Genomic DNA, 13764 nt, shown 5'->3' with positions numbered 1-13764 from the left:
AGCGCTTACAGATAGAACAGCTCCAGGGTCGCGGCACCGGCCAGGGGTACTTCGCCATCCAGGGTCAGGTTCGCAGTCGGCGCGATGGTCAGGTATGAAACCAGCGTCAATACGGCGTCCTTGGTCGCCGTCGGCCCGCTTTCCACGCCCTCCTTGTCGACCAGGCCCACGAGCTGACCGTCGTTGCGCAAGCTGCGCGTACGTCGCTCGGCGGCGGACCAGACCTTGCCCGTAGCGCTGCCGACGGTCAGCAAGACAGGCTTGCCATCCATGGTCGAGCCTTCGGGGGCGATACGCAGCCTGAACGAGCCGATTTTCTCGTCCTTGCTGGTCAGGCCCAGCCCGAAACGGGTGGCGTCGGCGTTTTCCAGCACCGATTCGACGCGATTGTCGACGGCACGAAGGCCATAAGCAGTCGCCGCTTCGCAGCTTATGGTCAAGGTGGTGGTGCGAGTGCGGTCGTCCAGCACGGTCGGGCCCGTGGTGCGCAGGTCGCGGCTGTACAAACGGCCGTGATCCAGCTGCGCGTTGCTCAGGGTCGGTGTGCAGCCACCGGGCATGATCGAGCCGGTGATCGTGACGTCCACGGACGGGCCGGCGACTGCCATGGCAATGGGTGCAAGGAGTGCGGTGAAGAGGGCAATGCGTGTAACGGGGGTCATGTCGTTCTCTCGGTCGGTGCGATCGCAGGAGGCGCGGAACGCCTGCGGGATGGTGATGGCCGAGTGCGGCGCAAAACATGAGAGATCGATTGCCCTACCCGGCGAATAAGCCGGCGGCGATGTAGGAATATGCAGCGAAAGTGCCGCCAACGGCCCCGCGGTGTTGGCCCATGCGTTTTTGCTTTACCATATCGCCCCTTTGCCCGCCCCTGCTTCCGGAGTTTCCATGACGGCCGCCGCCGACCTCTCGCCCACGCTGCAGCTTGCCTGCGACCTGATCCGCCGCCCTTCGGTCACACCCGTGGACGCCGATTGCCAGAAACTGATGATGCAGCGCCTGGGGCAGGCCGGTTTCAAGCTGGAGCCGATGCGCATCGAGGAGGTGGACAACTTCTGGGCCACCCATGGCACCCAGGACGGCCCGGTGCTGTGCTTCGCCGGCCACACCGACGTGGTCCCCACCGGCCCCACCCAGGCTTGGCAGATCGCTCCGTTCGAGGCCGTCATCGACGAGCACGGCATGTTGCATGGCCGTGGCGCCGCCGACATGAAGGGCAGCCTGGCGGCGATGCTGGTGGCCGCTGAGCGCTTCGTCGCCGATCACCCCAACCACCGTGGTTCGGTCGCCTTCCTGATCACCAGCGACGAAGAAGGCCCGGCCCACCACGGCACCAAGGCAGTGGTCGAGCGCCTGGCTGCGCGCAAGGAGCGGCTGGACTGGTGCATCGTCGGCGAGCCTTCGAGCACCACCCTGGTCGGTGATGTGGTGAAGAACGGCCGGCGCGGCTCGCTTGGCGCCACCTTGACCGTGCGCGGCGTGCAGGGCCATGTGGCGTATCCGCACCTGGCGCGCAACCCGATCCACCTGGCGGCCCCGGCCCTGGCCGAGCTGGCCGCCGAGCATTGGGATGACGGCAATGCGTTCTTCCCGCCGACCAGTTTCCAGGTGTCCAATCTCAACAGCGGCACCGGCGCCACCAACGTGATTCCGGGCGAGCTGACGGCGGTGTTCAACTTCCGTTTCTCCACCCAGTCCACGGTCGAAGGCCTGCAGCAACGTGTGGCCACGATTCTCGACAAGCATGGCCTGGACTGGCACATCGACTGGGCGCTGTCCGGCCTGCCGTTCCTGACCGAGCCGGGTGCCCTGCTCGATGCGGTAGCGGCCAGCATCAAGGACGTCACCGGCCGCGAGACCCAGGCCTCGACCAGCGGCGGCACCTCCGACGGGCGCTTCATTGCCACCCTCGGCACCCAGGTAGTCGAGTTGGGCCCGGTGAATGCCACGATCCACCAGGTCAACGAACGTATCCTGGCCAGCGACCTCGATGTGCTGACCGAGATCTACTACCAGACCCTCGTCGAGTTGCTCGCCTGATGCTCACTTGCCCTCTCTGCACCGCCATGCTGGCCAACGCCGACAATGGCATGGTCTGCCCCAGCGGCCATCGCTTCGATCGCGCGCGTCAGGGTTACCTGAACTTGCTGCCGGTGCAGCACAAGAACAGTCGCGAGCCGGGTGACAACCAAGCCATGGTCGAAGCCCGCCGCGACTTCCTCAACGAAGGGCACTATGCGCCCGTGGCGCAGCGCCTGGCCGAGCTTGCGGCCGAACGCTGGCCACGCCGCTGGCTGGACATCGGCTGCGGCGAAGGCTACTACACCGAGCAGATCGCCCAGGCGCTACCCCGCGCCGATGGCTATGCGCTGGACATCTCCCGCGAGGCGGTCAAGCGCGCCTGCAAGCGTGCGCCGTCCGTGCATTGGCTGGTCGCCAGCATGGCGCGCGTGCCGCTCGCCGACGCCAGCTGCCAGTTCCTGACCAGCGTGTTCAGCCCGCTCGACTGGGCCGAGGCCAAACGCCTGTTGGCGCCCGGTGGCGGCCTGATGCGGGTGGGCCCCACCCGTGGCCACCTGATGGAACTGCGCGAGCGCCTGTACGACGAGGTACGCGACTACGTCGACGACAAACACCTGTTGCAAGTACCCGAAGGCATGCAGCACGCGCACCATGAAACGCTGACCTTCAAGCTCAAGCTGATCGACGCGCAATCGCGCGCCAACCTGCTGGCGATGACGCCCCACGGCTGGCGCGCTAGCGCCGAGCGACGCGCCGCGGTGATCGAACAGCCGCAGCCACTCGTGGTCACGGTATCCATGCGCTACGATTATTTTGTGCGTCAAGACTGAGCGAGCCTACCCATGCGCCAACCCGATATCGAGATTTACCTCAAGGACGCCGACGTCGACCACAAGGCCATCGCCGCCTGGCTCGGCCAGGCCCTGGGGCCCTGCAGCGACTGGCAGCAGAAGGGCCAGACCTGGAAATGCCAGGCCGGCAACGTGCCAGTAACCTGGCTGCCCAAGGCCGTGGGCAAGTGGAACAGCCTGTACCTGGAAAGCGATGCCACCCCTTGGGACGACGATGTCGCCTGCGCCCGTGCAGCCTTCAAGGCACTCGGTGTCGAGGTGCGCTGCGCACCGGGCAGCTGGGTGGAAGAGGAAGGCGAAGAAAACGCCGACCGCTGGATTCGTATCAGCGAAGACGGTGAAGAAGAAATTACCTGGCGTACCGGCTGATACACCTCAATGCCTTCGGCCCGGAAAACCCGGTAAAGTAGCCTTTTCCCCCCAAGCCCTGGCCTATGACCCGCTCACCTCTGCACCGCCTAGTGTTCGGCACCTTGCGCCGCTTGCTGTACCTGTGGGTTCGTTCCGAAACCATCAACCAGTCATCGTTCACCCTGAATCTGGATCGCAGCAGGCCCGTGCTGTACGCCTTGCAGTCGCCTTCGCTGGCCGACCTCGCCGTGGTCGACCGCGAATGCACCAAGGCCGGCCTGCCCCGTCCGGTGCTGCCCGTGGCCATCGGCGACCTCATGGAACCCACGGCAGTTTTCTACCTCACCCCGGACCCGGACTGGCTCGGCCGTCAGGACAAGCGCGGCGCGCCGCCTACCCTGGCCCGGCTGGTCACGGCGCTGGCACAGAACGCTGGCGAAGATGCGCAGATCATTCCAGTCAGCGTGTTCTGGGGGCAATCGCCGGCGAGCGAATCCAGCCCCTGGAAACTGCTGTTCGCCGACAGCTGGGCGGTGACCGGGCGTCTGCGCAAGCTGGTCAGCATCCTGATTCTGGGCCGCAAGACACGCGTGCAGTTTTCCGAGCCCATTCACCTGGCCGAACTGGTGCAACAGAACAAGGGCCACGAGCGCACGGTACGCATGGCCCAGCGCATCTTGCGGGTGCATTTCCGCAACCTGAAGACGGCCGTCATCGGCCCCGACATTTCCCACCGGCGTCATCTGGTCAAAGGCCTTGTTCGCGATCCACTGGTACGTCAGGCCATCGCCGAAGAAGCCGAACGCGAGCACATCAGCCTGGAAAAGGCCGAGGCCCGTGCCCTGCACTACGGCAATGAAATCGCCTCGGACTACACCTACACCGCCATTCGTTTTCTGGAGGTGGTGCTCAGCTGGTTCTGGAACAAGATCTACGACGGCATCAAGGTCAACAATATCGATGGCGTGAAGGACGTTGCCCGTGGCAACGAGATCATCTACGTGCCGTGCCACCGCAGCCACATCGACTACCTGCTGCTGTCCTACCTGCTGTTCAAGAACGGCCTGACACCGCCCCATGTCGCCGCCGGCATCAACCTCAACATGCCGGTGATCGGCAGCCTGCTGAGGCGCGGCGGCGCGTTTTTCATGCGCCGCACCTTCAAGGGCAACCCGCTGTACAGCGCCGTGTTCAATGAATACCTGCACACCCTGTTCACCAAGGGTTTCCCGGTGGAGTACTTCGTCGAAGGCGGGCGCTCACGCACCGGACGCATGCTGCAACCCAAGACCGGCATGCTGGCCATTACCCTGCGCAGTTACCTGCGTTCCTCGCGTACCCCCATCGTCTTCGTGCCGGTGTACATCGGCTACGAGCGCGTGCTGGAAGGCCGTACCTACCTGGGCGAGCTGCGCGGCGCGACCAAGAAGAAAGAGTCGATCCTGGACGTGTTCAAGGTCATCGGCGCGCTCAAGCAGCGGTTTGGCCAGGTGGCGGTCAATTTTGGCGAGCCGATCAAGCTGCAGGCATTTCTCGATGAGCAGCAGCCTGGCTGGCGCCAGCAGGACTTGGCGCCCGAGTTCAAGCCCGACTGGCTGAACGAGACCACTCACCGCCTGGGCATTCGGGTGGCGCGTCACATGAACGAAGCCGCAGCGATCAACCCGGTCAACCTGGTGGCGCTGGCACTGCTGTCGACCAGCAAGCTGGCCCTGGACGAAGGGGCCATGGAGCGGGTACTCGACCTGTACCTGACCTTGCTGCGCCAGGTGCCCTACTCGCCCCACACCACGGTGCCCGACGGCGACGCCCGCAGCCTGATCGCCCATGTCCAGGGCATGCAGCTGCTGTCCGAACAGAGTGATGCCCTGGGCAGGATCCTGTACCTGGACGAACAGCACGCCGTGCTGATGACCTACTACCGTAACAACGTGCTGCATATCTTCGCCCTGCCCGCGTTGTTGGCCAGTTTCTTCCAGAGCACCTCGCGCATGACCCGCGAGCAGATCCTGCGCTATGCCCACGCCTTGTACCCCTATCTGCAAGCCGAGCTGTTCATCCGCTGGACCGCCGAGGAACTCGATGGTGTGATCGACCAGTGGCTGCAGGCGCTGGTCGAACAAGGCCTGTTGCGCCTCGAAAACGGCGTGTACCTGCGTCCCGCGCCCAGTTCGCGGCAGTTCGTGCTGCTGACCCTGTTGTCGCGCGCCATCGCGCAGACCCTGCAGCGCTTCTACATGGCGATCGCCCTGCTGCTCAATGCCGGCCAGAACGCCCTGAGTGCCGAGGAGCTGGAAGACCTGTGCACCACCATGGCCCAGCGCCTGTCGATCCTGCATGGCCTGAATGCGCCGGAGTTCTTCGACAAGAGCCTGTTCCGCCACTTCATCCAGACCTTGCTTGATCAAGGGGTGCTGCGCCGCGATGCCAACGGCAAGTTAAGCCACCACCCGATGCTCGACGAGCTGGCCGAAGGGGCCGCCAAACGGGTCTTGCCGGCGGAAATTCGCCTGTCGATCCGCCAGGTAGCGCTGCACCGCAGTGAAGAATCCGCCGATGGGTTGTAACCGACGAGGGTGTTTGCCTATGCTTTTGCCCGACGGCTGATATTGTAAAACGGAGATAGCCATGAAACGCCTTTCACTGATCGTACTCAGCGCCCTCATCGGTGCCTGCAGCAGCTTGCAGCCTGCACCCAAAGCCACGCTCGAAGGGGAAGCGTTCTATCTGCAGCGCATCGCCCTGCCGCCTTCGGCGGTCTTGACCGTGAGCCTGCAGGACGTGTCGCTGGCAGACGCACCTGCCGTCGCCCTGGCCCGGCAAAGCGGCCCCATCACCGGCCAGGTGCCGCTGCCGTTCAAATTGGAATACGACCCGGCCCAGGTCAAGCCGGGGCATCGCTATTCAGTGAGTGCCCGCGTTGAAGCCGACGGGCACCTGTTGTTCATCAGCACCCAGCATCACGGCGTGACGCTGGATGGCAAGGATGAGCAGCCATTGCGCATCCGCATGGATGCCGCTTCACGGTAATGACGACGGCGCCGGTGTTCAGAATCGATAGACGCTGCTGAGCACCGCCGCGCGACCGTCGCCGTACTCCACGGCCGAGGAGCGAGTGTCGCTGCCTATGACGGTACGCACCCGCTCGACGTATTTCTTGTCGGTCAGGTTGCTCAGGTTCAGTTGCAGTTCGAGATTGTCCGAAGCCCTATAGCCAAGCATCGCATCGTGTACCCAGTAGGCGTCGAGCTTGGCCTGATCCTCAGAGGTGAGGTTGCGCTTGCCGACGTGGCGCACACCGTAGGCCAGGGTGATGTCGCTCGGAAGCTGGTAGGCAGTCCACAGGTTGAAGGAGCGCGGCGCGGTGTTCTTCAGTGCCTGACCTACCCGCTTGGGCGTTGCCACCGATTCGAGCGTCTCGCTGTCCTGCAGCGTGTAGTTGGCGAACACGTGCCACTGCTCGGTCAACTCGCCTGTGGCGGCCAGTTCCAGCCCTTGCACGCGCTGCTTGCCCGCGAGCAGGTTGGTGCCGTCGCTGAGGCGCTCGCGAACGTTGTCCTTGACCACTCGGAATAGCGCGGCTTCCAGTTGCAGGCGCTCATCGAGCAATTGCCATTTGCTGCCCAGCTCCCAGGTTTTTCCCTTCTCCGGTTCCAGGCTCTGGGTGCTTTCGGACAGGCCACCGCCATAGGTCAGCAGGTTTTCGGCCGAGGGGTTGAACGAGGTGCCGTAAGCCACATAGAAGCGGCCGTTCTCGGTGGGTTTATAGACCAGCCCCGCACGTTGGCTGAACACACCTTCGGTGGAGCCGGCCTGGCTCCGAGCCCCGCTGCTGGAGCGGCTGTTGGCTCGGGCGCGCATGTGGTCGTAGCGCAGGCCGAGGCTGACATCCCACTGCTCGTTCAGGGCCAGGGTGTCGAACACGTACAGCGCCTGATCGACCATGCTGTTGTGCGCCACGCTGGTCGGCGACTTGACCTTCGGCCCGCTCCAGTGGCCCGGTGGATTAGCCAGATCGTAGCCGTTGGCCGGGTAGAACGACTCCACGGCATAGCCCGAAGCCCTGCGGTCGTAGGTTTCGCGGGACAGCTCGGCACCCACTACCAGCGTGTTGCCCAGGCCGAAGGTATCGAAGTGGCCGGTGAGGCTGGTCTGGTTCATGGCCAGGCGGGTCTGCACGTCGCGTCGATAAGCCTGCGGCCCTGCCGGCAGGTAACGCAACGCCGGAAGCTTGGCCAGCTTGACGTGGGAAGCGGACACCGTGGCATCGCGGTCGACCTGGCTGATGCGCGAAAGATTTTGCACGCTCCAGTCAGGGTTCAGGTCGTGCTCGTACCTGACCGTCAGGCTGTCGGTGTCGGCACGTTCCTGGTCCAGGTTGCGCCAGCCGTAGTAGTGGCTGGTCTTGACCCCCGGCAGGCGCTTGCCATCGCGGGCGGGCACGCCGTAGTCGGGCAGGTTGTCATCGCTTTGGTGGAAATAGCTGAGCGTCAGGCGCGTGTCGCTGCCGTGCCCGAAGGTCAGGGAAGGCGCCAGCCCCCAGCGTTGCTGTTCGATGCGGTCGCGACCCGGCACGTGGTTCTCGTGGGCCATCAGGTTGAGACGAAACAGGGTGCCGTCGCCCAGGTCGTGCAGTTGCTGGTTGGTGTCGAGGGTCAGGCGACGATAGCGATCGGTGCCGACACCGGCGCCCAGCTCGGTGAAACTGTCGGCGACCGGCAGCTTGGTGATCAGGTTGATGGCCCCGCCGGTGGTGCCGGCGCCGCCGAACACCGAGCCAGGGCCCTTCATGACCTCGAGCTGCTCCAGGTTGAACAGGTCGCTGCGGCTGGTCTGTGCAGAGTCGCGCAGGCCATCGATCTGGAGGTTGGCGTTGGCGCTGAAGCCACGGATGTTGATGCTGTCACCCGAGCCGCCCCCGCCCTCGCCTGCGTTGAAAGAGATTCCGGAAACGTTGGACAGCGCTCGACGCAAACCCAGGGCGTTCTGTTCGCGGATGACCTGGCGTGGGACCACGGTGACCGTTTGCGGCACGTCCAACAGCGGTACCGCGTATTTGGCCGAAGCCGAGCGCTGGACCTGATAAGGCGGCGCAGCCTGCTTGCCGGTAACGCTCAGCTTGTCCAGCACCAGCGATTCATGCCCCTCATGGGCATGGGCGCCCGCGGCGCAACCGATCAACGCCAGGCCCAGCGCCGACCGGCGGGGCAACGTGCAAACTCCTGTAGAACGGTACATGTATACAGCCTCACTACAAATGAGACTTGATTCTATTTGAGGCTACCGAGCTAAAACCGTGACGGGAAAAATCAGGACTGATCCTACGCCGCCGCGGGCATGAAAGGTCGCCTGTGCCTACAACCCAGTGCACCTTCTCATGCCGGCTTGAGTGCTTTCTTCGGGTAGATATCGTAACGACTGGACTTACCTTCCAGTGCATGGCTGGGTTTGATGCCTTCGATGCACGGCGCCTTGCGCGGTCGCTTGACCACCACCCGATGGCTGGCCAGAGCCAACGCAGCGGCCAACAGAGCGGGGGCATCCATGTCATCGCCGACCAACGGGCGGAACAGGCGCATTTCCTTTTTCACCAGCGCGCTTTTCTCCCGATGGGGGAACATCGGGTCCAGGTAGATCACCTGAGGCGCTTCGCCCTGCCACTGCTGCATGACCTGGATCGAGTTGCCCTTGAGCAGCCGCATGCGCGCAACGATGGCGCCGACTTCCGGATCACCCTGGGCACGGGCCAGCCCATCCTCGAGCAGCGCAGCAATGATCGGCTGGCGCTCTATCAGGCTCATGTCGCAGCCCAGGCTGGCCAGCACGAATGCGTCCTTGCCCAGGCCCGCCGTGGCATCCAGTACCTGCGGTCGAACACCGGGCTGTACGCCAACGGCCTTGGCGATCATCTGGCCACTGCCGCCGCCGTATAGCCGGCGATGGGCCACTGCGCCTTCGACGAAGTCCACACGTACGGGCCCGGGTGCGTCTGCGCCCAGTTGTTGCAGTTGCAGGCCGTTTTCGCTTACCTGCAAAGTGAAATCGGCATCGGGCAGATGTCGAGGCAGGTCCAGCCGTTGCGACCACTGTTCGGCTTGCGGTTCCCAGGCGTCGTTCTGCGCCTGGACCTGGATGCGACCACCTGCTTGCTGCTCCACTGAAGATTCCTGTATCGAAAGGCTAAAAGATCGGCGCCTGCCGCCGATAAGAACTTTGCCAGGCATTTTGCCAGAGCCCAAGCGTGTCGAGTGCCATGTCCGCCATCAATTCCACAGCGCCAGGTTACATTTCGCCCATTGGCGACTTCAGCCAGCACAACATCCAGACCCTGGGTGCGGCGAGCGCGCTGTGGCAGGACTTCTTCGCCCAGGCATTGACTGAGCATTGCGAAGGGCGAGCGCAGGGTCAGGCGCCTGCAGCGGCTGCCAGCGAATCGGCGACAGAGCCCAGTGCCGGCAGCGAGATCCTTGCGCATATTCTGCTGCAGCGTTTGTGTGATGTGCGCGACACCGAGGTCAAGCCGCCCGAGCCCATGTTTCTGCCAAAGGCCGAGTTGGAGTTGGCGCTGCTGGACAAGCCCGCCAAGCCGTTGCCTGAACAGGACGTGCTGGCCCAACAGGCTCACTTGGCGTTCGACAGCCGCTGGGTTCGTCCGCTGGTGCTGAACCACGGGGGCCAGGTGTCGCAACCGGGCCCGGCACCGATGCCTCGTGCGCTGCACTTGCCGATTGCCGAGCTGGACTGGCAGTTGGCGCAAGCTTCTATGCCGCTCGCACAGGAAACCATCGACGAGCAATGCCACGCGCTGGAACTGGACCTGAGCTGGATGCGCCCCGCCGTATTGAACAACATCCGCCAAGCCGCCTGACCGGCGCGTCATCCAGAAAGTCCGCATGCACCGCCGACGCGGCTTGCGCCGTTGCTACACGGGCCATGTTTTCCAGACGCACCCGATCCCCTGTAGCAGCGGCGCGAGCCGCGTCCGGGCGCGGCGCGGTGACCTGGAATGAACACGGATCAGCGGCAGACGCTCCAGCCGCCCATGTCGAGGTGGAAATGGTTGCGATGGGCAGCGTTGTATTCGGGGCCCAGGACGGTGTTGAAATGTTTGCAGGCGCCATCGCGAACCTGGCGCAGGAAGCGCGCATTGGCGTCGTCGCCAGGCCAATCCTTGAGCACGTTGATGCGGCGCCCATCGGCCAGGCGAAACCCGGCGATGTCCAGGGCATTGGCGGTCGCATGCTGGCTCAGGCGCCCTTCGCTGCGGCCATAGATATTGCGGCAGGCAAAGCTGCCCAGATGATCGACCTGCGTCACCGCCTGGCCAAACACGGCCTGTGCCGCCGGTTGCAGCGCCTGGCGCTCGAACATGGCGAACGCCACCACCACCGGACAGGTCGCCAGGAAGCTGCTGCTCAATCTGACGTCACTGCCCTGCACGCGCAACACATTGACCAACGGGCACTTGGCATCGGCCGGGCTGTCGGCCTGTACGCTGTAGCGCACGCTTGACGTCGCCAGCGCTTGTACGCACAGCTGTGGATCACTCTGCAAGCGCCCAAGCTTGTAGCGCGTCAGGAAATTCACCGGCTCGGCAATGTCCAGCGGCGCCCACGGGTTCCACCGATCGGGCACCTCGATCCAGCCCCGCCATACAGCAACGGGGCCGGCGGCCAGCACCAGCAGGATGATCAGCAATCGCAGCACATCGACCTCTGCTCGGCATAGCTGAAGAAAACCGCCGCGGGTAGAGGGTCAGAGCAGGCCAAGCTGCGCCGTCTGCGGCTCCCGAGGCAGTTCCATTAAGGCTGGCAGACCGGGCAAACGTTCCATCAGGCGCGCGTGGAAGCGCCGGGCCAAGGCCGGCGCCAGCAGGTTGTCGGCCGTGTGCAGAAAGATGTAGGGCGTGCGCCCTTCTTCGATCCAGCCAGCGATCTTCTCCACCCAAGGCGTCAGGAAAGGCTCGTTCGCCTCCAACTGCGGGTGGCCGATGAAACGTACTTGCGGGCTGTTGCTGAACGCCGCCGGACGCGGCGGCACACGAGGTTTCTTGGCCTGGGCATGGAGCACGGCGGGTGCATCCGAAGTACAGCTGAACAAGGCCCGGGGGTCCAGGCAGATACGCTCGACATTGCGCTCGCGCAGCAAGTTGTTGAGCAGGCGCTCTTCGTCACCACGGGCGAAAAACGCACCATGACGGACTTCCACGGCAAGAGGCCGCTGCAGGATGTCGATGAAGCCGATCAACTCCGCCAGTCGCCACGGTGCGAACGACGCCGGCAACTGCAGCCACAGAGGTGCTACCCGGTCGCCCAGGGGCGCGAGTAGTCGGCAGAAATCCTCCGCCGCGCCCAATTGCTCGCGCAGATCACCACCGTGGCTGATGTCGCGCGGCAGCTTTGCCGTGAAGCGGAACTCAGGCGGCATGCTCGTGGCCCAGCGTTCCACCGTACTGGGCGCGGGCCGTGCGTAGAACGTGGTGTTGCCCTCCACGGCGTTGAACACTTGGCCGTAGAGTGCGAGGAAATCAGGGGGGCGCGCATCACGTGGATAGAAGTAATCGCGCCAGGCGTTTTCACTCCACGAAGGACAACCGATGAAATAAGGCAGGCTGGGCACAGTCAGATATGCACATCCAGACCCAGGACTTCATTGTCCCATTCGACGAAACCCTGGGTGCTCAGGTACATGCCCAGAGCGTCGGCGGCGCGGCGGCTCATCGAGCGGGGGAAGATCATGTCCTGCTGGCGCGCCGGGACACTGGCGCCGCGTGCGCGGGAGCGCTGGGCCGTGGGTTGCGCGGGGGTTTCGAACTCGCCTTCGATGTCATCGACGGATTCCTGCACCCGCGCCTTTTCCGCAAGCGGCTTGCGCTTGATTGGATAAGCCTGGGAGGAAATGCCATCGATACGCATGAGGTTCACTCGATCGTCGAAATAAGCCGCCACACCGTCGTGCAGCGACCCAAGTGATCACTAGACCACAAATTGCAGCAAAGTTTTATCGCCAGGGCAGATTCTGCCGATGAAATGCGCACTACGGGCGTGAACGCCGACGAAGTGTATTACAAAAGCGACTTTTTCGGCGTGGCGACGTTGTCCCGCAGGTAAACCGGCTGGGCGCCATCGGCAGGCAGTCCTTCGCCTCGAGCCCAGGCGAAACGCGCCAGTTCCAGCAGGTCCTGGGCATGGGGCAGCAATTCGGCGTCGCGCCCCACGGTTGCGATGGCAATATGCTCGGCATAGGTCCAGCCAGTGCCTGCACCAAACCAACTACCGGTGGCCTGGGGCGGCAACTGGGCGCGTTCGGGTGCGAACACCCCTTCCTCACCCTGCAAACGCATTTCCCCGGCGTGTTCCTGATAGCAACCCCAATACACTTCGTCCATGCGCGCGTCGATGGCGGCCGCGACCTGGCTGACGCCGTGCTCGCGCCAGGCCCGTTGCGCCAGCAGGGCCAGGTTGGACACTGGCAGCACCGGACGATCCAGGCCGAACGCCAGGCCCTGGACCACGCCCACCGCGATACGTACCCCAGTGAACGCGCCCGGCCCACGCCCGAAAGCGATCGCATCGACGGCCGAAAGCGCCACGCCCGCCTCTGCCAGCAGGGTCTTGATCATGGGCAGCAACTTCTGCGCGTGCAGGCGCGGGATCACTTCATAGTGGCTCGACACTTTGCCATCGTGCAGCAAAGCGACGGAGCAGGCTTCAGTGGCAGTGTCCAGGGCCAGCAGGGTGGTCATCGAAAGGGTCCAGGCAATGTGGGAAAGTGGCGATTATAGACAACTACGGCCCGCAAGCGGGCCGTTCATGACAAGGCGGTGGCCGACACGACAGGTGCCGATGCCCACTCCTCAGCTCAGTGCGGCAAGCACCTTGGCAGTGATGTCGTTCACCGAGCCGACGCCTTCGACATGGCTGCACTTGGGCTTGCCCTGCGCGGCCGACAAGTCGCGGTAAAAGGCCACCAGCGGCTTGGTCTGCGAGTGGTAGACCGAGAGGCGATGACGCACGGTTTCCTCGGTGTCGTCCTTGCGCTGTACCAGCGCGTCACCGGTCACGTCATCCTTGCCTTCTTCGCGCGGCGGATTGTAGACGGTGTGGTAGACGCGACCCGAGGCCTCGTGGACACGACGGCCGGCGATACGCTGGACGATCTCTTCGTCGTCGACCGCGATTTCCAGGACGTGATCGAGCACAACGCCGTTGGTGACCAGGGCTTCGGCCTGAGGAATAGTGCGCGGGAAACCATCGAACAGGAAGCCATTGGCGCAATCGGACTGGGCAATGCGCTCCTTCACCAGGGCAATGATCAGGTCGTCGGACACCAGGCCGCCGCTGTCCATGACGCTCTTGGCCAGAACGCCCAATTCGGTACCGGCCTTGACCGCAGCGCGGAGCATGTCGCCAGTGGAAATTTGCGGGATACCGAATTTTTCGGTGATGAATTTAGCCTGAGTACCTTTACCGGCCCCGGGAGCTCCCAGCAGAATCACGCGCATCGATGTGCTCCTCTCGATTTCTTATAGATAGTCGTC

The 13764-nt window shown here is 64.0% G+C and carries 14 protein-coding genes; 6 read left to right on the top strand and 8 right to left on the bottom strand.

What is annotated here, in order from left to right:
- Positions 1-5 precede the first annotated feature (5 nt).
- Positions 6-662, bottom strand: a complete 657-nt coding sequence (locus tag LT40_RS20600; protein WP_043193124.1) for a DUF1120 domain-containing protein — start codon at positions 660-662, stop codon at positions 6-8.
- A 226-nt stretch (positions 663-888) separates the two neighbouring features.
- Here LT40_RS20600 and dapE point away from each other — a divergent pair, with 226 nt between their 5' ends.
- The 5 genes from dapE (at position 889) to LT40_RS20575 (ending at position 6254) form a co-directional block, all read left to right on the top strand.
- Positions 889-2040, top strand: coding sequence for a succinyl-diaminopimelate desuccinylase (gene dapE, locus LT40_RS20595; protein WP_043193123.1), 1152 nt, complete (start codon positions 889-891; stop codon positions 2038-2040).
- Complete coding sequence (locus tag LT40_RS20590) at positions 2040-2852, top strand: putative RNA methyltransferase (protein WP_043193122.1); 813 nt, start codon at positions 2040-2042, stop codon at positions 2850-2852. Before dapE ends, LT40_RS20590 begins: the two co-directional genes overlap by 1 nt.
- A 12-nt stretch (positions 2853-2864) precedes the next feature.
- Complete coding sequence (locus tag LT40_RS20585) at positions 2865-3242, top strand: hypothetical protein (protein WP_043193121.1); 378 nt, start codon at positions 2865-2867, stop codon at positions 3240-3242.
- Between the two features lie 65 nt (positions 3243-3307).
- On the top strand, positions 3308-5791 hold the full coding sequence (gene plsB, locus LT40_RS20580; RefSeq protein ID WP_043193120.1) for a glycerol-3-phosphate 1-O-acyltransferase PlsB: 2484 nt from the start codon (positions 3308-3310) through the stop codon (positions 5789-5791).
- Positions 5792-5852: 61 nt separating this feature from the next.
- Complete coding sequence (locus tag LT40_RS20575; RefSeq protein ID WP_043193117.1) at positions 5853-6254, top strand: YbaY family lipoprotein; 402 nt, start codon at positions 5853-5855, stop codon at positions 6252-6254.
- A gap of 18 nt (positions 6255-6272) precedes the next feature.
- Here the strand turns inward: LT40_RS20575 and LT40_RS20570 are convergent, their stop codons facing one another.
- Both LT40_RS20570 and LT40_RS20565 read right to left on the bottom strand, forming a co-directional pair.
- Positions 6273-8462 carry a TonB-dependent receptor gene (locus tag LT40_RS20570; protein ID WP_043193115.1) on the bottom strand — a complete coding sequence of 730 codons (2190 nt, stop codon included), beginning with the start codon at positions 8460-8462 and terminating at the stop codon, positions 6273-6275.
- Between the two features lie 137 nt (positions 8463-8599).
- A complete protein-coding gene (locus tag LT40_RS20565) occupies positions 8600-9382 on the bottom strand; it encodes a class I SAM-dependent methyltransferase (RefSeq protein ID WP_043193113.1) in 783 nt (260 codons plus the stop codon).
- Positions 9383-9477: 95 nt separating this feature from the next.
- Between LT40_RS20565 and LT40_RS20560 the strand changes: the two genes are divergently transcribed.
- On the top strand, positions 9478-10092 hold the full coding sequence (locus LT40_RS20560; RefSeq protein WP_043193110.1) for a hypothetical protein: 615 nt from the start codon (positions 9478-9480) through the stop codon (positions 10090-10092).
- Positions 10093-10241: 149 nt separating this feature from the next.
- Here the strand turns inward: LT40_RS20560 and LT40_RS20555 are convergent, their stop codons facing one another.
- From LT40_RS20555 to adk, 5 genes are all read right to left on the bottom strand, one after another.
- Positions 10242-10931, bottom strand: a complete 690-nt coding sequence (locus LT40_RS20555) for an extensin-like domain-containing protein (protein WP_167335530.1) — start codon at positions 10929-10931, stop codon at positions 10242-10244.
- A 48-nt stretch (positions 10932-10979) separates the two neighbouring features.
- Positions 10980-11849: a DUF72 domain-containing protein gene (locus tag LT40_RS20550; RefSeq protein ID WP_043193108.1), complete on the bottom strand. Its 870-nt coding sequence runs from the start codon at positions 11847-11849 to the stop codon at positions 10980-10982.
- Positions 11846-12139, bottom strand: coding sequence for a hypothetical protein (locus LT40_RS20545; protein ID WP_043193106.1), 294 nt, complete (start codon positions 12137-12139; stop codon positions 11846-11848). Before LT40_RS20545 ends, LT40_RS20550 begins: the two co-directional genes overlap by 4 nt.
- Before the next feature lie 149 nt (positions 12140-12288).
- Positions 12289-12969: a tRNA (adenosine(37)-N6)-threonylcarbamoyltransferase complex dimerization subunit type 1 TsaB gene (gene tsaB, locus LT40_RS20540; protein WP_043193104.1), complete on the bottom strand. Its 681-nt coding sequence runs from the start codon at positions 12967-12969 to the stop codon at positions 12289-12291.
- Between the two features lie 111 nt (positions 12970-13080).
- Positions 13081-13728, bottom strand: coding sequence for an adenylate kinase (adk, locus tag LT40_RS20535; RefSeq protein ID WP_043193102.1), 648 nt, complete (start codon positions 13726-13728; stop codon positions 13081-13083).
- Positions 13729-13764: the final 36 nt, after the last annotated feature.

It is taken from the genome of Pseudomonas rhizosphaerae, assembly GCF_000761155.1.
GTDB classification, from domain to species: domain Bacteria; phylum Pseudomonadota; class Gammaproteobacteria; order Pseudomonadales; family Pseudomonadaceae; genus Aquipseudomonas; species Aquipseudomonas rhizosphaerae.
Note: the sequence above shows the minus strand (reverse complement) of the source record. Positions and strands in the feature narration are given on the sequence as shown.

What these genes read in the sequence shown, in the direction of transcription:
- LT40_RS20570 (WP_043193115.1), bottom strand. Translation starts at nt 8,462, where the DNA reads ATGTACCGTTCTACAGGAGTTTGCACGTTGCCCCGCCGGTCGGCGCTG.
- LT40_RS20545 (WP_043193106.1), bottom strand. Translation starts at nt 12,139, where the DNA reads ATGCGTATCGATGGCATTTCCTCCCAGGCTTATCCAATCAAGCGCAAG.
- adk (WP_043193102.1), bottom strand. Translation starts at nt 13,728, where the DNA reads ATGCGCGTGATTCTGCTGGGAGCTCCCGGGGCCGGTAAAGGTACTCAG.
- LT40_RS20590 (WP_043193122.1), top strand. Translation starts at nt 2,040, where the DNA reads ATGCTCACTTGCCCTCTCTGCACCGCCATGCTGGCCAACGCCGACAAT.
- LT40_RS20585 (WP_043193121.1), top strand. Translation starts at nt 2,865, where the DNA reads ATGCGCCAACCCGATATCGAGATTTACCTCAAGGACGCCGACGTCGAC.
- plsB (WP_043193120.1), top strand. Translation starts at nt 3,308, where the DNA reads ATGACCCGCTCACCTCTGCACCGCCTAGTGTTCGGCACCTTGCGCCGC.
- LT40_RS20560 (WP_043193110.1), top strand. Translation starts at nt 9,478, where the DNA reads ATGTCCGCCATCAATTCCACAGCGCCAGGTTACATTTCGCCCATTGGC.
- LT40_RS20575 (WP_043193117.1), top strand. Translation starts at nt 5,853, where the DNA reads ATGAAACGCCTTTCACTGATCGTACTCAGCGCCCTCATCGGTGCCTGC.
- LT40_RS20600 (WP_043193124.1), bottom strand. Translation starts at nt 662, where the DNA reads ATGACCCCCGTTACACGCATTGCCCTCTTCACCGCACTCCTTGCACCC.
- tsaB (WP_043193104.1), bottom strand. Translation starts at nt 12,969, where the DNA reads ATGACCACCCTGCTGGCCCTGGACACTGCCACTGAAGCCTGCTCCGTC.
- dapE (WP_043193123.1), top strand. Translation starts at nt 889, where the DNA reads ATGACGGCCGCCGCCGACCTCTCGCCCACGCTGCAGCTTGCCTGCGAC.